We start from the raw sequence: 19369 nt of genomic DNA, 5'->3' as shown, positions 1-19369 counted from the left end.
TTTATAAGGAGACATAGATGGCAATTGCACTGGTCACCGGCGCCAGCCGCGGTATTGGTAAAGCTACCGCGCTGCAGCTGGCGCGCGAAGGCTACACCGTGGCGGTGAACTATCACCACAACATTAAAGCCGCGACGGATGTGATCACGATGATTACCGACGCGGGGGGTAACGCGTTTGCCGTGCGTGCAGATATCAGTGATGAAGCTCAGGTGCTGGCAATGTTCGACAGTATCGATCGTGAAGCCGGACCGCTTACCGCACTGGTGAACAACGCCGGGATCCTGTTTGAACAATCCACGATTGAACACCTCTCTGCTGAACGGATCAACCGCGTGTTAGCCACGAACGTGACCGGTTATTTCCTCTGCTGCCGCGAAGCGGTAAAACGCATGTCGTTCAGACATGGTGGCAAAGGCGGCGCGATCGTGAACGTGTCATCCGCGGCATCGCGCCTCGGTGCTCCGGGTGAATATGTGGATTACGCCGCGTCCAAAGGTGCTGTCGATTCGTTGACGACGGGATTATCGCTGGAAGTGGCAGCGCAAGGGATCCGCGTAAACTGCGTGCGTCCCGGGCTGATTTACACCGAGATTCATGCATCTGGCGGTGAGCCGGGCCGGGTGGATAGGGTCAAATCCATGCTGCCTATGCAGCGTGGCGGTCAGCCGGAAGAGGTGGCGCAGGCGATTGTCTGGCTGCTGAGCGAGAAAGCCTCGTATGTGACGGGAAGTTTTATTGAACTGGCGGGTGGGAAATAAACGTCTCCTCTCCCCATCGGGGAGAGGAGAAAAGCGTTAAAGCGTCTCGCCGTTGCTGGCAATCACGTCTTTGTACCAGTTAAAGCTCTTTTTCCGCGAGCGTGACATATCGCCGGTACCGTCGTCGTGCTTGTTCACATAAATAAAGCCGTAGCGCTTACTGTACTGGCCGGTAGTGAACGACACGCAGTCGATGCAGCCCCACGGGGTATAACCCATCAGATCCACACCATCATACGTGACGGCTTTCATCATCTCTTCCACGTGCGCACGCAGGTAGTCGATGCGGTAGTCATCATTGATGCTGCCGTCTTCTTCTACTTTGTCGTAGGCGCCAAAGCCGTTTTCCACGATAAACAGCGGTTTCTGATAACGCTCGTACAATTCGCACAGGGAATAGCGCAGACCCACCGGGTCAATCTGCCAGCCCCAGTCAGAGGCTTTCACATGCGGGTTCGGTACGCTGCCTTCAAAGCCTGAGATAGCATCGCCAGTACCGCCTTCCGCTTTCACGGCGTTGGTCATGTAATAGCTGAAGCCCAGATAGTCACAGGTGCCTTCACGCAGGATCTCCTCGTCACCCGCTTCCATATGGATGGTGAAGCCACGGCGTTCCCATTCATTAAGCACATAGGATGGGTAGTAACCGCGCAGCTGGACATCGGTAAAGACATAGCGTTCACGCATGGATTCCTGTGCAAACATCACGTCCTCTGGTTTACAGGAGAACGGGTAGAGCGCCACCATTGCCAGCATACAGCCGACTTTCATTTCCGGGTTAATGCGACGCGCCGCTTTCACCGCCAGCGCGCTGGCAACGAACTGGTGGTGCAGCACCTGGTACATGGTCTCTTCCGGATTGTCATGCTCGGTATAAACCACGCCTGAGCAGCAGTAGCCAAACAGCGGCGCACGCCAGTTACGCTGGTTGTTGATCTCGTTAAAGGTCATCCAGTATTTGACCTTATTTTTGTAGCGCTCAAACACCACTTCCGCGAAGCGCACAAAGAAATCCACCACTTTACGGTTGGTCCAGCCGCCGTACTCCTGCACCAGGTGCAGCGGCATTTCGAAGTGGGAGAGGGTAATGACCGGTTCAATATTGTATTTCAGCAGCTCATCGAACATGTCGTCGTAGAACTTCAGGCCTTCTTCATTCGGCTGTGTTTCATCCCCTTTCGGGAAGATACGCGTCCAGGCGATAGAGGTGCGGAAACATTTGAAGCCCATCTCAGCAAACAGTTTGATGTCTTCTTTGTAATGGCCATGGAAGTCGATAGCTTCGTGGTTCGGATAGTATTTCCCCGGCACGACTTCCTGCGTGATTTCGCGCGGCACGCCGTGCGCACCGCCCGTTAAGACATCGCAGATGCTCGGCCCTTTACCGCCTTTGTTCCAGCCGCCTTCAACCTGGTGAGCGGCCACTGCGCCGCCCCATAAAAAGTCTTTTGGTAGGGTAAGTTTTTTCATCGCTGCTATTCTCAGTAAATGACATATTGCGTTCGAGTCTAGCAAAGCGGAATTAAATGTCACGATATAACAATTCGCTGAAAATGTAATTTGTCACATCGAAAAAACAGGGTGTTTTATTCTGTCAGTTTCTTCGCCAGTTTCCGGCCAAGCGATTCGAGAATATAGATGACGGGTATTTGTGTGGTGATATCGTACACGCCGCCTATCCGCATCTGAGGGACATGCCAGGAGAGGTTAAAGTCCGCGAGCTTTGCCAGGCGCGAGTGCTCGTGGCTGGTAATGGAGAGCACTTTGCAGCGATGCAGGCTAAACTGGCTGGCAAAGCGCAGGATCTCTTCGGTTTCACCGGATACTGACAGCACAATCGCCAGTGCGTTTTTAGCCATATCATTGGTGACCGGGAAATAAGGATCGTCGATGTGGTTACTGAATTTACCGATATTCGAAAAGAAGCGTGCGCCATATTTTGCCAGCGAGCCAGACGTGCCCGCGCCGACAAATATAATACGTTCGGAAGATAAAATAATATCGACCGCCTCATCTAATAAAGCATCGAACTCTTCGTTATTAACGCCTTTAAAGAAGCTGATAATTTCACTGGCACCAAAATTTGCCTGCTGAGGTTCGTTCTGCTCTAAATAGAGCTTAAAGCGCACGCGGAATTCAGAGTAGCCTTCGCAGTTGAGTTTGCGGCAAAAGCGCAGGATAGTGGTCGTTGAGACGCCAGCCGCATCCGCCAGCTCGCGGATGGTCATGTACATGACTTTGTCACGATTTTTAATGACATAGTTGTAGACCATCATTTCCAGATTATTGAGACTGGCAATGGCTGCGTGGGTGAACATACTCACAATGGCGAAACTCTCATTCAGACATCATTTATCCATCATAACATGCAGCAAGTCGGCAGGATCCAATTTTATGCCCTTGATTCTTAATGATTAAATTTTAATGTGAACAAATGTTAGGTGAATAATTTGTTTATGTACATGATTTATAGATAAAAATTATGTTTGTGAAATTATTTTAGCTAACAGGTGTTCACTGGAATCATTCTCAGTTAGCATAGACAGGTGATGAATATTCATCGTTAGTTTTCCCGGAGTTTTGTATGGTGAGCAGACCATTAATTGCACAGGGATATTCGCTGGCTGAGGAAATAGCCAACAGTATTAGCCACGGTATTGGCCTGGTTTTTGGGATTGTCGGTTTAGTGTTATTGCTGGTGCAGGCGGTGGATACGAATGCCAGCGCAATGGCCATCACCAGCTACAGTCTGTATGGCGGGAGTATGATCCTGCTGTTCCTGGCGTCGACGCTGTACCACGCTATCCCGCATCAACGGGCCAAGATCTGGCTCAAGAAATTCGACCACTGCGCTATCTATCTTCTTATTGCAGGGACCTACACGCCTTTCCTGCTGGTGGGTCTTAACTCGCCGCTGTCGCGTGGCCTGATGATTGTTATCTGGAGCCTGGCGCTGCTGGGGATCCTGTTTAAGCTGACCATTGCGCACCGGTTTAAGGTGCTGTCGCTGGTGACCTATCTCACGATGGGCTGGCTTTCGCTGATTGTGGTTTATCAACTGGCGATCAAGCTGGCGGTAGGGGGCGTGACGCTTCTGGCCGTTGGGGGCATCGTCTACTCGCTGGGCGTCATTTTCTATGTCTGCAAGCGTATCCCGTACAATCATGCTATCTGGCATGGGTTTGTGCTGGGCGGTAGCGTGTGCCACTTTTTAGCGATTTATCTCTATGTGGGGCAGGTTTAATTTCAGAACGTTGATCTTCTTGCCTCCGCCCTCTCTTCGTGAGAGTAAGCAAAAAAAACGGTAACCGTCAGGTTACCGTTTTTTTATCTCGTCGCCGGGCAATGACGCCTTACTCTTCCAGCGAATACGGCAGTGGCTCAATGCTCAGTGTATTAGCATCGTCACGCACGCGGAACACGCTGTCGGCTTCCATATCGTTGTTCATGACGGCCTGCACCAGAAGGCGGCCATCATCCAGTTGAACTGCGGCTAACACCGTGCCGGTACGGCGCCAGTTCTCGCCCATCTTCAGCTCTAAATCTTCACCAGCGTCAGGCACGCGGCTGGCGTGGCCCGCCAGGGTCCACAGTGCGCGTTTGTTGGCTCCGCGGAATTTGGCGCGTGCCACCATCTCCTGGCCGGTATAGCACCCTTTCTTAAAGCTAATGCCACCCAGCGCCTGCAGGTTGGTGGCCTGAGGAATGAACTGCCCGCTGTTTGCGGCGTCAATCACCGGCAGACCGGCTTCAATGTTCAGCGCCAGCCACTGTTGGCTGTTATTAAACTGGGCTTCACCACGCAGCGCCTCGGTGACGCGTTCGGCGGTCGCGGTATCCGTGACTAACAGAAAGCGTTCCGCCGGGTGTTCAAACCACAGAATAGACGTTGCGCCTTCGCTGACGACCTGTTTCTGGGCATCCGGGAGTTCACTGAACAGATTTTTCAGCGCCGCACGGGCCTGGAAGCCTGCCACGCCCAGCAGAACGTGTTCATCATCCGCGGCGATAGTGACTTTTGAGAAGACCGCGTATTTTTTCAGCTCGGTGAGCTGCGCGTCCCGCAGGCTGCGGCGCTCAATAAAGGCAAAACCCTCCTGACGACGGAACAGGCGCAGGTTGCTCCACATCTTCCCTTTTGGATCGCAGTGTGCGACCAGCAGATGCTGATGTTCGTCCATCTGGCTGACGTCGGCGGTTACCTGGCCCTGCAGGTATTTTTCGCTGTCTGCACCGGTGAGTGTCGCCAGCGCCCAGTCATCAAGAGTAATAAGCGTCAGCGGCAGACGCGCAGAGGCGGCGGGCTGGCGAGGAGAAAATGGTGTAAAAGCCATAACGATATCCTGAATTGCTTAACGCTTTGATAATGCCTAATGGTAAAAGAGCCTGCTGGCATTGCAAGCGCTTTCAACAGGCCATTTGTGCCATAACCCGGTTATGCGTAGCGCCACGCAAAATAGTGTAATCCGCTGTCTTTATAGGGTTTATTGTGGAAGCGCGCTCGTGGTTCGCAATATTCCAGTAAAGAAACGGTCAAAAACACGTTACACTAGCTGGTGTCCCCGCAGAGAAATCAAGAACACTGGACGGGGTGCCGACTGTGCCAAACGTAATGCAGGAAACAGAACATGGATATTAACAACAAGGCCCGTATTCACTGGGCGTGCCGTCGCGGCATGCGTGAACTTGATATTTCCATCATGCCTTTCTTCGAATATGAGTATGACAGCTTAAGCGATGATGATAAGCGTCTGTTTGTTCGCCTGCTTGAGTCTGACGATCCTGATTTATTTAACTGGCTGATGAATCACGGCAAACCCGCCGACACCGAGTTGCAACGGATGGTGCAATTAATTCAAACACGGAATCAGGAACGTGGTCCTGTGGCAATCTGACCTTCGCGTCTCGTGGCGCTCGCAGTGGATGTCGTTGTTGCTCCACGGCCTGGTCGCGGCCTTTGTGTTACTGATGCCGTGGCCGCTTAGCTATACGCCTCTGTGGCTGCTGTTGCTGTCGTTTGTGGTGTTTGACAGCGTGCGCAGCCAGCGCCGCATTCATGCCCGTCAGGGGGAGATCAAATTACTGATGGATTCCCGCCTGCGCTGGCAGGGAAAAGAGTGGGAAATTCTCGGTATGCCCTGGATGATCGCTTCCGGCATGATGCTGCGGCTACGTAGCGTGGACAGCGGGCGTCGCCAGCATCTGTGGCTGGCCGCGGACAGTATGGATAGCGCTGAGTGGCGGGACCTGCGTCGGATGTTATTACAGCAGCTGACGCAGGAGTAATTCGCGTTAGCTAAACTGTTCTGCCATTTCGCCCAGAATCTGCTCACACCAGCTTTGCAGGCGCTCATCGCTGAGATCGTACTGGTTGGTTTCATCCAGTGCCAGCCCGACAAACAGCTGCCCATCGGCAATAATCGGTTTCTTACTGGTGAACTCGTACCCTTCGGTTGGCCAGTAACCGATAAACGTGACGCCCTTCGGTGCCAGTTTGTCGTGCAGCATGCCGAGTGCGTCCAGGAACCACTCACCGTAACCCAGCTGATCTCCCATGCCGTACATGGCAATGATTTTGCCGTCGAGGTTAAGCGTATCAAGCTGGTCCCAGATGGCTTCCCAGTCTTCCTGTATTTCGCCGAAATCCCAGGTCGGGATGCCGAGGATCAGCACGTCGTACTGCTCCATCAGCGTAAGCGCGTCATCTTTCAGGTTATGCAACGTCACCAGTTCCGGGCCAATGATGTCCCGAATTTTCTCTGCCGCCATTTCGGTGTAGCAGGTGCTGGAACCATAGAACAGACCAATATTCATCGTGTGACTATCTCAATTCTTGCTTTGACTTTGCGCGTAGTGTACCAGAAACCGGTAGCAATCAGGCATAATGGCCTGACTGCAGAATCAAAGGGGCTGATGTGGAAAAGGATCTCGCACTCATCGAACAGTTTCTCGATGCACTGTGGCTGGAGAAGAACCTGGCCGAGAATACGCTCAGTGCCTACCGGCGCGATCTCACCATGCTGGTGGAGTGGCTGGCGCACCGCGGGCTGTCGCTGGCGAACGCACAAAGCGACGACCTGCAGGCGCTGCTGGGCGAGCGGATGGAAGGGGGCTACAAGGCCACCAGTTCCGCACGTTTGCTCAGCGCAATGCGTCGGCTGTTCCAGCACCTCAACCGTGAGAAAATTCGCGAAGACGATCCCAGCGCGCTCCTGGCCTCCCCGAAACTCCCGCAGCGGCTGCCGAAAGATCTCAGCGAAGCACAAGTTGAGAGATTATTACAGTCACCCGCAGTTGACCTGCCGCTGGAGTTACGCGATAAAGCCATGCTTGAGCTATTGTATGCTACCGGTTTGCGTGTTTCTGAACTGGTCGGCCTGACGATGAGCGACATTAGCCTTCGTCAGGGCGTGGTTCGCGTAATCGGTAAAGGAAACAAGGAAAGGCTGGTGCCGCTGGGTGAAGAGGCGGTGTACTGGCTGGAAACGTATCTGGAGCACGGTCGTCCATGGTTGCTTAATGGCGCTTCAATCGACGTCTTGTTCCCCAGCCAGCGCGCACAACAGATGACGCGGCAAACGTTCTGGCATCGCATCAAACATTACGCCACACTGGCGGGTATCGACAGTGAAAAGCTTTCGCCACACGTTTTGCGTCATGCCTTTGCGACGCATCTGCTGAACCACGGCGCCGATCTGCGCGTGGTGCAGATGCTGCTGGGACACAGCGATCTTTCCACGACCCAAATTTATACCCATGTCGCGACGGAACGGCTGCGGCAGCTACACCAACAGCACCACCCACGAGCGTGAGTGCCGACGAATTAGGATCTTATATGAAAAAGTCTTTCGCGCTGTTCACCCTGCTGGCAGCCTCATTTACTGGTTTTGCCCATGCGGATGACGCCGCTATCAAACAGTCTCTGGCGAAGCTAGGCGTCACCAGCAGTGATATCCAGTCTGCACCGGTTGCCGGCATGAAAACGGTTCTGACGAACAGCGGCGTGCTGTACGTGACCGAAGACGGAAAACACATTATTCAGGGGCCAATGTACGACGTGAGCGGTGCACAGCCGGTCAACGTAACCAACCAGCTGCTGATGAAAAACCTGAACGCGCTCGAAAAAGAGATGATCGTTTATAAAGCGGCGCAGGAAAAACACGTCATTACCGTCTTCACCGACATCACCTGTGGCTACTGCCATAAGCTCCATGAAGAGATGAAAGATTACAACGCGCTGGGGATCACCGTGCGTTATCTGGCCTTCCCGCGCGCGGGCGTTGAGAGCAAGCCAGAGCAGGATATGAAAGCTATCTGGTGTGCGAAAGACCGCAACAAAGCCTTTGATGACGCGATGAATGGCAAAGGCGTGCAGCCTGCATCCTGCGACATTGATATCGCTAACCACTACGCGCTGGGTGTGCAGTTTGGCGTGAACGGTACGCCAGCGATTGTCCTGAGCAACGGCTATGTTGTTCCGGGTTATCAGGGACCTAAAGAGATGAAAGAGTTCCTCGACGCGCACCAGAAACAATTTGGTGGTAAATAATTCGCGTGAAAGCCCCAATAAAACTGCGCCGCCGCGAGGCGGTTGAACTTGCTGATTTGCCTGACGACCTCCCGCCGCTGCTAAAGCGGCTTTACGCCAGCCGTGGCGTGCGTACCGCTGCCGACCTTGAGCGCAGCGTTAAAGGGATGTTGCCATGGCAGCAGTTAAACGGCATCGAAAAAGCCACAGAAATACTCTACAACGCGCTGTGTGAAGGTACGCGCATTGTGGTGGTGGGGGATTTTGATGCTGATGGCGCAACCAGTACCGCGCTGAGCGTGCTGAGCCTGCGCGCGCTGGGCTGCGACAACGTGACATATCTGGTGCCGAACCGGTTTGAAGATGGTTACGGCCTCAGCCCGGAAGTGGTCGATCAGGCCCATGCCCGCGGTGCACAGCTGATCCTGACCGTAGACAACGGGATCTCTTCCCATGCGGGCGTCGATCATGCGCATCAGCTGGGGATCCCGGTGCTGGTTACCGATCACCACCTGCCGGGTGAAACGCTGCCTGCCGCGGAAGCGATCATCAACCCGAACCTGCGCGACTGCGATTTCCCGTCGAAATCACTCGCAGGCGTCGGCGTGGCATTTTATCTGATGCTGGCGTTACGCACGCTGCTGCGTGATAAGGGCTGGTTCGACGCCCGCGGTATTGCCGTGCCGAACCTGGCCGAGTATCTCGACCTGGTCGCACTGGGGACCGTCGCAGACGTGGTGCCGCTCGATACCAATAACCGTATTCTGACCTGGCAGGGCTTAAGCCGCATCCGGGCGGGCAAATGCCGTCCCGGTATCAAAGCGCTGCTTGAGATTGCTAACCGCGATCCGCTCAAGCTGGCGGCAAGCGATCTGGGCTTCGCCCTGGGGCCTCGCCTGAACGCGGCCGGCAGACTGGACGACATGTCCGTTGGCGTCGCGTTGCTGCTGTGCGACAACATTGGTGAAGCGCGCGTGCTGGCTAATGAGCTGGACGCCCTGAACCAGACCCGTAAAGAAATTGAACAGGGAATGCAGGTTGAAGCGCTGACCCTGTGCGAAAAACTGGAACGCAGCGGCGATACGCTGCCGGGCGGCCTGGCGATGTATCACCCTGAGTGGCATCAGGGCGTGGTGGGCATTCTGGCTTCGCGTATTAAAGAGCGTTTCCACCGCCCGGTCATTGCGTTTGCACCAGCTGGTGATGGCACCCTCAAAGGCTCCGGGCGTTCGATTCAGGGGCTGCACATGCGCGATGCGCTGGAGCGTCTGGATACCCTCTACCCGGGTTTGATGCTCAAGTTCGGCGGCCATGCCATGGCGGCAGGTTTGTCGCTGGAAGAGGCGAAGTTCGACGAGTTCCAGCGTCTGTTCGGCGAGCTGGTCACCGACTGGATTGACCCGGCCCTGCTGCAGGGCGAAGTGGTTTCCGACGGCGAACTCACGCCGGTTGAGATGACGATGGAAGTGGCACAGATGCTCCGGGATGCAGGGCCGTGGGGGCAGATGTTCCCGGAACCCCTGTTCGATGGCCGCTTCCGTCTGCTGCAACAGCGCATTGTTGGTGAGCGCCATCTGAAAGTGATGGTCGAGCCTGTAGGCGGTGGCCCGCTGCTGGACGGTATTGCCTTTAACGTCGATACCGCTGTCTGGCCGGACAACGGCGTGCGCGAAGTTGAGCTGGCTTACAAACTGGATATAAACGAGTTCCGCGGTAACCGCACCCTTCAGATCATCATCGACAATATCTGGCCAATTTAGCGGCAGTAATCTCTATAAAAAAGGGCGTGGATTCGGTACAATCCCGCTCTTATCACCGCATTTTGACAAGTCCATAAAAGAAAACAGACCATGTTTGAAATTAATCCGGTAAAAAACCGTATTCAGGACCTCACGGAGCGCTCTGACGTTCTTAGGGGGTATCTTTGACTACGATGCCAAGAAAGAGCGTCTTGAAGAAGTAAACGCCGAGCTGGAACAGCCGGACGTCTGGAACGAACCTGAACGCGCGCAGGCGCTGGGTAAAGAGCGTTCCTCTCTCGAAGCTATCGTAGATACGCTGGATCAAATGGCTCAGGGGCTGGAAGATGTTTCCGGTTTACTGGAGCTGGCCGTCGAAGCTGACGACGAAGAAACCTTTAACGAAGCCGTGGCTGAACTCGACGTGCTCGAAGAGAAGCTGGCACAGCTTGAATTCCGTCGCATGTTCTCCGGTGAATACGATAACGCTGACTGCTATCTCGATATTCAGGCAGGTTCTGGCGGTACCGAAGCCCAGGACTGGGCCAGCATGCTGATGCGCATGTATCTGCGCTGGGCGGAAGCCCGCGGCTTCAAAACCGAAATCATCGAAGAGTCTGAAGGTGAAGTGGCCGGTATTAAATCTGTCACCATCAAGATTATTGGCGATTACGCCTACGGCTGGCTGCGTACCGAGACGGGGGTTCACCGCCTGGTGCGTAAGAGCCCGTTCGACTCCGGCGGCCGTCGTCACACCTCCTTCAGCTCCGCGTTTGTCTATCCGGAAGTTGACGAAGATATCGATATCGACATCAACCCGGCGGATCTGCGTATCGACGTTTACCGCGCATCCGGCGCGGGTGGTCAGCACGTTAACCGTACGGAATCTGCGGTGCGTATCACCCACATTCCAACCGGGCTGGTGACGCAATGCCAGAACGACCGCTCCCAGCATAAGAACAAAGACCAGGCCATGAAGCAGATGAAAGCGAAGCTTTATGAGCTGGAGATGCAGAAGAAAAATGCTGAGAAACAGGCGATGGAAGATAACAAATCTGACATCGGTTGGGGCAGCCAGATCCGTTCTTACGTCCTTGATGACTCCCGCATCAAAGACCTGCGTACCGGGGTTGAAACCCGTAACACGCAGGCGGTGCTGGACGGCAGCCTGGACCAATTTATCGAAGCAAGTTTGAAAGCAGGGTTATGAGGAACCAACATGTCTGAACAACAAGCACAGGGCGCTGACGCGGTAGTCGATCTTAATAACGAACTGAAAACCCGCCGCGAGAAGCTGGCAGCACTGCGCGAGCAGGGCGTGCCGTTCCCGAACGATTTTCGTCGTGACCATACCTCAGACCAACTGCACGCTGACTTCGACGGTAAAGAGAACGAAGAGCTGGAAGCGCTGAACATTGAAGTGGCCGTTGCTGGCCGCATGATGACCCGTCGTATCATGGGTAAAGCCTCCTTCGTGACGCTGCAGGACGTTGGCGGCCGTATTCAGCTGTACGTCTCCCGTGACGACCTGCCGGAAGGCATCTACAACGAGCAGTTCAAGAAGTGGGACCTGGGCGATATCCTGGGGGCGAAAGGTAAGCTGTTCAAAACCAAGACCGGTGAGCTGTCTATCCACTGCACCGAACTGCGTCTGCTGACCAAAGCCCTGCGCCCGCTGCCGGACAAATTCCATGGCCTGCAGGATCAGGAAGCGCGCTACCGTCAGCGTTACCTGGATCTCATCTCCAACGATGAATCCCGTAAGACCTTCAAGATTCGCTCTCAGATCATGGCCGGTATCCGCCAGTTCATGGTTAACCGCGACTTTATGGAAGTGGAAACCCCAATGATGCAGGTGATCCCGGGCGGCGCGTCTGCACGCCCGTTCATCACCCATCACAACGCCCTCGATCTGGACATGTACCTGCGTATCGCGCCGGAACTGTACCTGAAGCGTCTGGTCGTCGGTGGTTTTGACCGCGTGTTCGAAATCAACCGTAACTTCCGTAATGAAGGCATCTCCGTGCGTCATAACCCAGAGTTCACCATGATGGAACTCTATATGGCGTATGCGGATTATAAAGATTTGATCGAGCTGACCGAATCACTGTTCCGTACCCTGGCGCAGGACATTCTGGGCACCACTAAAGTGCCTTACGGTGAAGAAGTCTTCGACTTCGGCAAGCCGTTTGAAAAACTGACCATGCGCGAAGCGATCATGAAATACCGTCCAGAAACCAACATGGCCGATCTGGATAACTTCGACTCTGCGAAAGCGATCGCGGAAAGCATCGGTATCAACGTTGAGAAGAGCTGGGGTCTGGGCCGTATCGTGACCGAGATCTTCGAAGAAGTGGCCGAAGCGCACCTGATTCAGCCGACCTTCATCACCGAATACCCGGCAGAAGTTTCTCCGCTGGCACGTCGTAATGATGTGAACCCGGAAATCACTGACCGCTTTGAGTTCTTCATCGGTGGCCGCGAAATCGGCAACGGCTTTAGCGAGCTGAACGATGCAGAAGATCAGGCTCAGCGCTTCCAGGATCAGGTTAACGCGAAAGCGGCGGGCGATGACGAAGCGATGTTCTTCGACGAAGACTATGTGACTGCGCTGGAGCACGGTCTGCCACCAACCGCAGGTCTGGGGATTGGTATCGACCGTATGGTTATGCTGTTCACTAACAGCCACACCATCCGTGATGTGATCCTGTTCCCGGCGATGCGCCCGGTGAAGTAAGCCGTTAAGACAGTAAAAAAAGCCCCGAAAGGGGCTTTTTTATTGCGCCGCGAAGGCCCTGAGCGCGTCGCGGGCGACCGTCGCTTCCTGTACCATCCACGGGCTAAAGCTCCAGGGGGCAGCGTCCAGTGCGCGGAACAACGCTTCCAGTTCGACCCATTCATACTCCATCACTTCATCGTGATTAATATGCAGTTCGCTGGTGACGCGTGCTGCGAATACCGGGCAAATCTCATTCTCCACGATCCCCGAAGGATCGGCTTCACGGTAACGGAATTCAGCGGCGATGGGGGTGATATTGGTGATCTCCGCGCCAACCTCAAAGCGGCAACGGCGGATGATAGCCTGTTCCGTCTTTTCACCAGACTGAGGATGTCCGCAAACGGAGTTGGTCCAGACGCCTGGCCAGGCTTTTTTGCTTAAGGCGCGTCGGGTAACAAGACACTCACCTCTGGCGTTAAAAAGCCACGATGAGAAAGCCAGGTGCAGCGGGGTGTGGGCGGTGTGCGCGGCGTACTTTTCCTGAGTGCCAATCACCATTCCCTGGTCATTTACCAAAATAACGTGTTCTTGAATACTCATTGATGCTCCAGTGCCAACGATGCGGATGGCTCTGCACCATCAGCAGCTGCATTATACTGCATTCCTCCATGCGCCGTTTGCTCTCAAGAGCGGAAAAGGGCTGACCCATATCAGTCTGGGCTGGTATCATAGTGCGCCATTCACGCTGACCGAGGATCTGTTTTGTTTGCAGGAAGCCTGACGAGAAATCCCATTACCGCCGTTTTTTGTCTGACGCTGACGCTATTACTGGCAGGCTGTTCAGGAAGCAAGTCGTCGGATATGGGCAGCTATTCCGGTGCGGTTTATACCGTTAAGCGCGGGGATACGCTGTATCGGATTTCGCGCGCAACGGGGACCAGCGTGAAGGATCTGGCGCGTCTGAATAACATCTCTCCACCCTACACCATCGAGGTGGGGCAGAAACTGAAGGTTAACGGTGGCGCGTCTTCAACGAAGAAATCCTCTAAAGGCAAAACAGCTAAAGTGACGCCGTCTTACGCGGTGCCGCAGTCTTCATGGCCTCCGGTCGGCCAGCGTTGCTGGGTCTGGCCTGCCAGCGGCAAGGTCGTGTTGCCTTACTCCTTGTCTGAGGGGGGCAATAAAGGCATTGATATCGCTGCTGCGCGCGGCACGCCAGTCTATGCATCAGGGGCAGGGAAGGTGGTCTACGTCGGCAACCAGCTGCGCGGTTACGGTAACCTGATCATGATTAAGCATGGGGAAGATTACATCACTGCCTATGCCCACAACGATACGATGCTGGTGAACAACGGGCAGAATGTGAAGGCTGGGCAGAAGATTGCCACCATGGGCAGTACCGGCACGGACTCGGTGAAGTTACACTTCCAGATCCGCTATCGCGCTACAGCCATCGATCCGCAGCGTTATCTTCCGGCACCAGGCAGTAAGCCAAAGTGCTAAGTGATTATATAATCGCCATTTAGTTGCAAAGAGGCTTGTATGAAGAGGCGTAAGGTCTATAATGCCTTACGCACCTCAAAGCGGGCGTAGTTCAATGGTAGAACGAGAGCTTCCCAAGCTCTATACGAGGGTTCGATTCCCTTCGCCCGCTCCAGTCTATCCCTTTCTGAAGAAGCCCTTTAAATCCTTCTCTATCAGCAAATTAAATAGTTACCTGTTTTAGTCGCCTATGGGTTCTATCATTATGATCCGTCCCTGGTGGTAACTGTCACGCTAAGTTAGACGGTGAGATGACAGGATAACTCAGCGTTGGCGGCAGTTGCATCCTCACACCGCGGTAGTAAAACGTGAAAAAAACCTATCCTGGCATTGTTATGACATCGACAGACTGATCACTCGCATTAAAGCCCGATATACAGGCTCTTCCAGCGCTTCGACAGATATACGAGCACCCTGATAAGGTGTGATCCTTCTGACAATATGATGAAGTCGCTACGCTCTGCTTGTTGCTTGTACCGCTAACGGGGCTTTATGGCTGCTATTGTCCAAAATCTGTTAGTTGCGCATTTTATGCACCCTGGATACCCTGAGATTAATCCTATTAACTCAAGGGTGAGCATGGCTAGCGGGAAGAGACAGAACCAAAAGGAATCACCTGAAGAAGAGTTGGATCGCTTGCTGGATGATCTTGAACTCACACAGGAGCAACGAGAGTTTATAGAATCCATGCGGCAAAATAACGGGAATAAAAACAACGAGGAGTAGTGTTTATGGCGGGGATCTGTGAAGGGGGCAGCCGTAGCTGCTAATCTTCATCTTTCTAAACAAAATGGGCTAAACTCTTTATTTGAGCTTTCTTCAAATACGCATCAGGCCTATTATAGAGTAAATTCTCCGCATACTTATTTATCCAATGCTCATTCGATTAATCCTATAAGCGGAAATTTTTTAACTTAGATCGTTAAGCATATTGCAAGAGGCGAGAGTAAGCAGAATTAAAAAGCCTCTCGAAAAGAGAAATGGGTGATAAATTATGTTATCTGAGAGCATAAAGTTATTGAGTTAATCTCGGCGTTGGTAGTGTTATGATATAACTCAAGGGTACAGTGATGCTTTTCTTTCTATATGAGTCGACATTTCTTCTGATTTTTCTCAATTTTATTTGCACATCAAGAACGGTTGTACTTTTTATATCAGAAATCAATAAATTTATTAGATTAGTTGGTTTGTTATAAACTCCTCGTGCCAACTTGATCTTAAAAGACCGCATTAAATATTAAAAATATCGAAAGAATATACCCCTATGGATGGAGTGCAAAGTGAGAGTGGGTGTTTTTTATAACAAACAACGGAGAGGGTTTGTGTATCAATGTAGGAGATGACCCCTACAGGGCGAATTAAAACTTCAATGGAGAGAATTTAATTATTTTGTTGAGTGTTTTTTGATTTTAATTAATGAATAATAATGCGCTGGGGAATATTAATTTCCCAGATTTTTTTAAATCTATATATTCATATATATTTCATTAAATACGTGCCTACTCCTTTGCCAGAAAATTATCGCCGGTGAGCTGTGGACGTCAGAGTGTAACCGGGAAGTGTACTTCATTCTCGTCAGCAGGGGATTGCCTGTATGAATCAGCAAGGTGAACGGCGTTTGCCGCGCAACAGAACGAAAACTAACATTCATTACAATTTGAGTTATCTACTGCAGCATTATATAAAACAGGCTCGATGACTAAATCTTCCCTTTTCCGACCACTCCGTCAATAACTATCTCTTCTGCCTCTTTACCGGACCATTCATTGCCGCACAAATTCAGGGATCAGGACAACCGGATGCCGGTCATGCATATCTACCAGACCTTGAGCTATGCCTCCTTACGCGTAAAATCGTCACCACGGCGAATGGCATCACCGAAACGCACTTCCTGTGGCGGGGCTACCGCCTGTTGCAGGAGGTGCAGGAAACCAGGGGTTCAGCACTTATGTTTATAACCCGAATGAATCCTGTAGCCCGCCGGCTGGGATGATCATCTTCGTGACCAGAGCAGCGGTGAGATTTACTGGTTCAGTACCGATTTGAATGGTGCGCAACTGGAGGTGACCGATGCGCGTGGCGAGGTACGCTGGAGCGGCCAGTATTGCAGTTTTGGCGAAGTCCGCTATCAGACTGCAAGGGCTACAAAGCTTGTTCAGCGCACGGTGATTCCGCATCAGCCGTTTCGCTATGCTGGAAAGTATGCTGACGGTGAAACGGCAGCACTATAACCTGTTCTGTTACTACCCTTTGCGCGCAGTCGGGCGACAGCAATAAGCCGTGCATGGGGAGAAGAAAGAGAACTGGTTGCAGCTGGAGGAGGAAGCCGGGACTGGACGGCCGCTGAACGCGAAGTAATACTAAGTCCAAAAAATAATCGCCAATTATCGTCGGTTATGTCCGAAATGGGCTATACAGGCCATCATATCAATAGTGTGAAAGGGAACGGTGTTTTAGGAGGAAAATGGCAAGGCGATCCAAGGAATATTGTATTTCTCCTGAATGCTAATCATCCAAGCGGCTATGATGAACATTTACATGGTTTGCAAGGTCACCGAGGAAGTTATGACACTCCAGGTAAAGGACGATTGATAGACCGTAACCTGACCCGTAAGAATTTAAAGAGCTGTCAATAATATCAGTGAATGTGATAAATATGAGGTGTGATTATGAGTGAAATTGAAGAGTCATTAAAAAAATTTGTTGCTATTTGCAATAAATATTCACTGTCCGGGAGTTTCAATATCGTTAATGACATTGACAACGTTTTCCCCTCCAACTTACCTCGCTCGGCAGAGTTGGATTATTTATATGGAAAAAATAATCCTGAGAAGTTAAAAGTAGAAACAGGTTTTACGCCAATTAAATTTTATTCAGTCAGTGAACTTGCAAAAGCTCAAAGTGGTTATGAATACTTACCAGATAATTATCTTGTAATTGGCGATGATTTAGGTGGAGGTAAGCCTATAATTGCTGTTGTAGATGAAGGTAATACCTCTATTTATGTGTCTTATGACGTAGTTGAACCGTTTAAAATAGCTGGCAATCTCTCTGGCTTTTTACTTTCTCTAACAGAGCTCATTGATTTGGTATATGGTTATTACGATATTTTTGATATAGCAGATGATAATGATGAAGTAAAAAAAAATTTTATGGATGAGTTAAAGGTAAGGGTTGTTCCATTTATCGGAGATGAAAATTTCAATGCATTTTATGATTATTTTTATGGATGAATCTCTGTGTTTCCTTTGATGGGGGATGTGGGGGTATAATTATACGGGTCGTCTTGTAGGTGGTCCGCCTGATTATTTTTGATCTATAATACGATGCTTGATATTATTTTCTTGGAAAAATTATATTATTCCACGTCAGATGAAAGGTCATGAGCTAGTCAGCAAGTTACAGTTGAGTTGATAAGAAAATTTGACCCAGCCTGCGTGTGAATAACTGCACCCACTTTGCCTTCATCCCCATCTCCAGCGCTAATCGGGAGTTAGCCAATTCTACTACATCAATATCCGATTAGTCTCGCTTGATATCTACTGTAAGGACATTTCCCTTCGTAAATGCAAGCCTCATGCCGGTGCTAATTATTACTGGTACCTTTTCCGTATAGCTGCGATCGGTATATTGGGGGAAATATTCACGTTAAGAGCAAAAGACCGGTTCATTAATGAAGATGTAAATGTTTGCCGGTCAAATGACTTAGAAAGTGAAATAGGAACGGTATTTTGCTCCGCCCCCCAAAAAAACAGCATCCTATCTGCAATCAGGACTGTTTTGCCGCTTTACTCTGTGGGCAATCGTTGCCGCCCTGCATCACAACTTTTTCACTGCGCGAAGCATCGCCATACACGCATAACGTACCTTCATCGGTATGAATTTGCTCTTTCAGCGGCAGGGACGTTTCCTGAGCGATGGCATAGCAGGAGAGCGCCGGGAAAAGGGTGAGGGCACTTATGAACAGAAAGGTTTTCATCATCTCGCTCCAGAACAGGGATAACGTTTATTGTGTTATCACACCCTTAAGCCGGCAATCGCTGCGTACCCGCTAGCTTTTTTCCATCACCGACTGGCGAGGTGTGAGTTTACCAATCACGGGGGAGAGCTCTGACGTGCGAACAGGTCGGCCATCCACCAGGCTTTTAATGCGCTCAACACACTGAGTGAGCAACTGATCCATTGGCCACGAGATACAGGTCAGCTGTGGATAGAGCTGGGTTGCCAGAGGCGAATCTTCCAGACTCAGCAGCGATACTTCCTGCGGAACGGAAATGCCAAATTCCCGGAACAGACGCATCGCTTCAGCGGCATAGGCATCACGTTTAACCACAATGGCGGAAAACTTGCTCAGGCTGTTGATAAGCGTCAGCAGCGCCTGTTCAACATCTTCATTCGCCGTTAACACCAGCTGGCGATTAAACGGCAAAGAGTAGTTTTGCAGGACGTTGCGATAGCCTTCCACCATCTTTTTACTGTTGTCATCGTGTTCGCTGTCAATCACCAGTGCGATATTGCGATGGCCCTTGCCCGTCATGTAACGACAGGCGCTTTCCGTCGCAAAGGCAAAGTCATATCCCTGAGGTTTCGCATCCACCACGGGACGATCGAAGGAGATAACATTCTCTGCGCTACCGGCCGCAACCGGCCCAAAGACTACGACAGCAACGCACTGGCGCTGAAGATCATCGACGGTGACAGCCTGCTCAACAGGATCGTTTACGTACTCTACGATGAGCGTTTTATTCAACGCTTTCATGGCGCGGGAGAGCGCAGGCAGCAAACGTGCTCCGCTGCTTTCATCCTTCGCAGAGAGAACCAGACCAACGTAGCTTGATGACTGACTTGCCAGGTTTTGCGCGGCAAAGCTTGGGCGATAATTAAGCTCTTCTACGGCGCGCAGCACGGCTTCACGGCTCTCTTCGCGCACGCCGCGCGTCCCCGTCAACACGCGTGAGACGGTTGCTCGTGAGACATTGGCTAATCGTGATACATCGTCAATCGTTGGCATAGCATTTTCTGCGTGGTGGGTTTTGGTTATCTTAACATAACCCACCTTAAGAATCTTAGCGCCCCCCAC

Annotated in this window: 21 protein-coding genes and 1 tRNA gene; 15 read left to right on the top strand and 7 right to left on the bottom strand. The window is 51.9% G+C overall.

Going from position 1 to position 19369, the window contains the following annotated elements; translation table 11 throughout:
* Positions 1–17 precede the first annotated feature (17 nt).
* Entirely contained in the window at positions 18–761 is a 744-nt protein-coding gene (locus ACN9MQ_RS18550) for an SDR family oxidoreductase (RefSeq protein ID WP_014171520.1), read from the top strand.
* A 36-nt stretch (positions 762–797) separates the two neighbouring features.
* Here ACN9MQ_RS18550 and bglA read toward each other — a convergent pair whose 3' ends face one another.
* Positions 798–2231, bottom strand: a complete 1434-nt coding sequence (gene bglA / locus ACN9MQ_RS18545) for a 6-phospho-beta-glucosidase BglA (protein WP_020883728.1) — start codon at positions 2229–2231, stop codon at positions 798–800.
* A gap of 116 nt (positions 2232–2347) precedes the next feature.
* A complete protein-coding gene (locus ACN9MQ_RS18540) occupies positions 2348–3079 on the bottom strand; it encodes a MurR/RpiR family transcriptional regulator (RefSeq protein WP_020883729.1) in 732 nt (243 codons plus the stop codon).
* 266 nt (positions 3080–3345) lie between these two features.
* Here ACN9MQ_RS18540 and trhA point away from each other — a divergent pair, with 266 nt between their 5' ends.
* On the top strand, positions 3346–4005 hold the full coding sequence (trhA, locus tag ACN9MQ_RS18535) for a PAQR family membrane homeostasis protein TrhA (protein WP_014171517.1): 660 nt from the start codon (positions 3346–3348) through the stop codon (positions 4003–4005).
* A gap of 109 nt (positions 4006–4114) precedes the next feature.
* Here trhA and ygfZ read toward each other — a convergent pair whose 3' ends face one another.
* Positions 4115–5095, bottom strand: coding sequence for a tRNA-modifying protein YgfZ (gene ygfZ / locus ACN9MQ_RS18530; RefSeq protein WP_020883730.1), 981 nt, complete (start codon positions 5093–5095; stop codon positions 4115–4117).
* 294 nt (positions 5096–5389) lie between these two features.
* Between ygfZ and sdhE the strand changes: the two genes are divergently transcribed.
* Positions 5390–5656: an FAD assembly factor SdhE gene (gene sdhE / locus ACN9MQ_RS18525; protein WP_003863437.1), complete on the top strand. Its 267-nt coding sequence runs from the start codon at positions 5390–5392 to the stop codon at positions 5654–5656.
* Positions 5637–6047 (top strand): protein YgfX, encoded by a 411-nt coding sequence (locus ACN9MQ_RS18520; RefSeq protein WP_014171514.1) that lies wholly within the window; start codon positions 5637–5639, stop codon positions 6045–6047. The genes sdhE and ACN9MQ_RS18520 overlap by 20 nt, the downstream gene beginning before the upstream one ends.
* Positions 6048–6053: 6 nt before the next feature.
* Here ACN9MQ_RS18520 and fldB read toward each other — a convergent pair whose 3' ends face one another.
* Positions 6054–6575: a flavodoxin FldB gene (gene fldB, locus ACN9MQ_RS18515; protein ID WP_014171513.1), complete on the bottom strand. Its 522-nt coding sequence runs from the start codon at positions 6573–6575 to the stop codon at positions 6054–6056.
* Positions 6576–6676: 101 nt separating this feature from the next.
* Here fldB and xerD point away from each other — a divergent pair, with 101 nt between their 5' ends.
* The 5 genes from xerD to lysS all read left to right on the top strand — a co-directional run bounded on the left by xerD (position 6677) and on the right by lysS (position 12765).
* Complete coding sequence (xerD, locus tag ACN9MQ_RS18510) at positions 6677–7573, top strand: site-specific tyrosine recombinase XerD (RefSeq protein ID WP_014171511.1); 897 nt, start codon at positions 6677–6679, stop codon at positions 7571–7573.
* 23 nt (positions 7574–7596) lie between these two features.
* Entirely contained in the window at positions 7597–8310 is a 714-nt protein-coding gene (gene dsbC, locus ACN9MQ_RS18505) for a bifunctional protein-disulfide isomerase/oxidoreductase DsbC (RefSeq protein WP_020883731.1), read from the top strand.
* A gap of 5 nt (positions 8311–8315) precedes the next feature.
* Positions 8316–10049, top strand: coding sequence for a single-stranded-DNA-specific exonuclease RecJ (gene recJ, locus ACN9MQ_RS18500; protein ID WP_113656427.1), 1734 nt, complete (start codon positions 8316–8318; stop codon positions 10047–10049).
* A gap of 90 nt (positions 10050–10139) precedes the next feature.
* A protein-coding gene (prfB, locus tag ACN9MQ_RS18495) for a peptide chain release factor 2 (protein ID WP_104440355.1) occupies positions 10140–11238 on the top strand; the annotation gives its coding sequence in 2 pieces (ribosomal slippage) (positions 10140–10214 and positions 10216–11238; 1098 coding nt in all).
* 9 nt (positions 11239–11247) lie between these two features.
* Positions 11248–12765 carry a lysine--tRNA ligase gene (gene lysS, locus ACN9MQ_RS18490; protein ID WP_025203283.1) on the top strand — a complete coding sequence of 506 codons (1518 nt, stop codon included), beginning with the start codon at positions 11248–11250 and terminating at the stop codon, positions 12763–12765.
* Positions 12766–12804: 39 nt separating this feature from the next.
* Here lysS and idi read toward each other — a convergent pair whose 3' ends face one another.
* Positions 12805–13347 carry an isopentenyl-diphosphate Delta-isomerase gene (gene idi / locus ACN9MQ_RS18485; protein ID WP_050737266.1) on the bottom strand — a complete coding sequence of 181 codons (543 nt, stop codon included), beginning with the start codon at positions 13345–13347 and terminating at the stop codon, positions 12805–12807.
* A gap of 162 nt (positions 13348–13509) precedes the next feature.
* On the opposite strand from idi, the gene actS reads away from it, so the two are divergent.
* From actS to ACN9MQ_RS18455, 6 genes are all read left to right on the top strand, one after another.
* On the top strand, positions 13510–14250 hold the full coding sequence (gene actS / locus ACN9MQ_RS18480) for an amidase activator ActS (RefSeq protein ID WP_014171504.1): 741 nt from the start codon (positions 13510–13512) through the stop codon (positions 14248–14250).
* A gap of 80 nt (positions 14251–14330) precedes the next feature.
* A tRNA-Gly gene (locus ACN9MQ_RS18475) sits at positions 14331–14404 on the top strand.
* A gap of 377 nt (positions 14405–14781) precedes the next feature.
* Positions 14782–15015 (top strand): hypothetical protein, encoded by a 234-nt coding sequence (locus tag ACN9MQ_RS18470; protein WP_279256420.1) that lies wholly within the window; start codon positions 14782–14784, stop codon positions 15013–15015.
* Positions 15016–16352: 1337 nt separating this feature from the next.
* Positions 16353–16520, top strand: coding sequence for a hypothetical protein (locus ACN9MQ_RS18465; protein WP_410396613.1), 168 nt, complete (start codon positions 16353–16355; stop codon positions 16518–16520).
* Positions 16521–16526: 6 nt separating this feature from the next.
* On the top strand, positions 16527–16925 hold the full coding sequence (locus tag ACN9MQ_RS18460; protein ID WP_426024722.1) for a hypothetical protein: 399 nt from the start codon (positions 16527–16529) through the stop codon (positions 16923–16925).
* 33 nt (positions 16926–16958) lie between these two features.
* Positions 16959–17522, top strand: coding sequence for a hypothetical protein (locus ACN9MQ_RS18455; RefSeq protein WP_426021160.1), 564 nt, complete (start codon positions 16959–16961; stop codon positions 17520–17522).
* 536 nt (positions 17523–18058) lie between these two features.
* Here the strand turns inward: ACN9MQ_RS18455 and ACN9MQ_RS18450 are convergent.
* Together ACN9MQ_RS18450 and ACN9MQ_RS18445 are read right to left on the bottom strand one after the other, a co-directional pair.
* Positions 18059–18271, bottom strand: a complete 213-nt coding sequence (locus ACN9MQ_RS18450; protein ID WP_080765218.1) for a hypothetical protein — start codon at positions 18269–18271, stop codon at positions 18059–18061.
* Positions 18272–18340: 69 nt separating this feature from the next.
* Positions 18341–19300 (bottom strand): LacI family DNA-binding transcriptional regulator, encoded by a 960-nt coding sequence (locus ACN9MQ_RS18445; protein ID WP_025203317.1) that lies wholly within the window; start codon positions 19298–19300, stop codon positions 18341–18343.
* Between the last annotated feature and the right edge of the window lie 69 nt (positions 19301–19369).

Origin of the sequence: Enterobacter sp. R-25 (assembly GCF_049913205.1) — a bacterium.
Taxonomy (GTDB): Bacteria; Pseudomonadota; Gammaproteobacteria; order Enterobacterales; family Enterobacteriaceae; genus Enterobacter; species Enterobacter ludwigii.
Note: the sequence above shows the minus strand (reverse complement) of the source record. Positions and strands in the feature narration are given on the sequence as shown.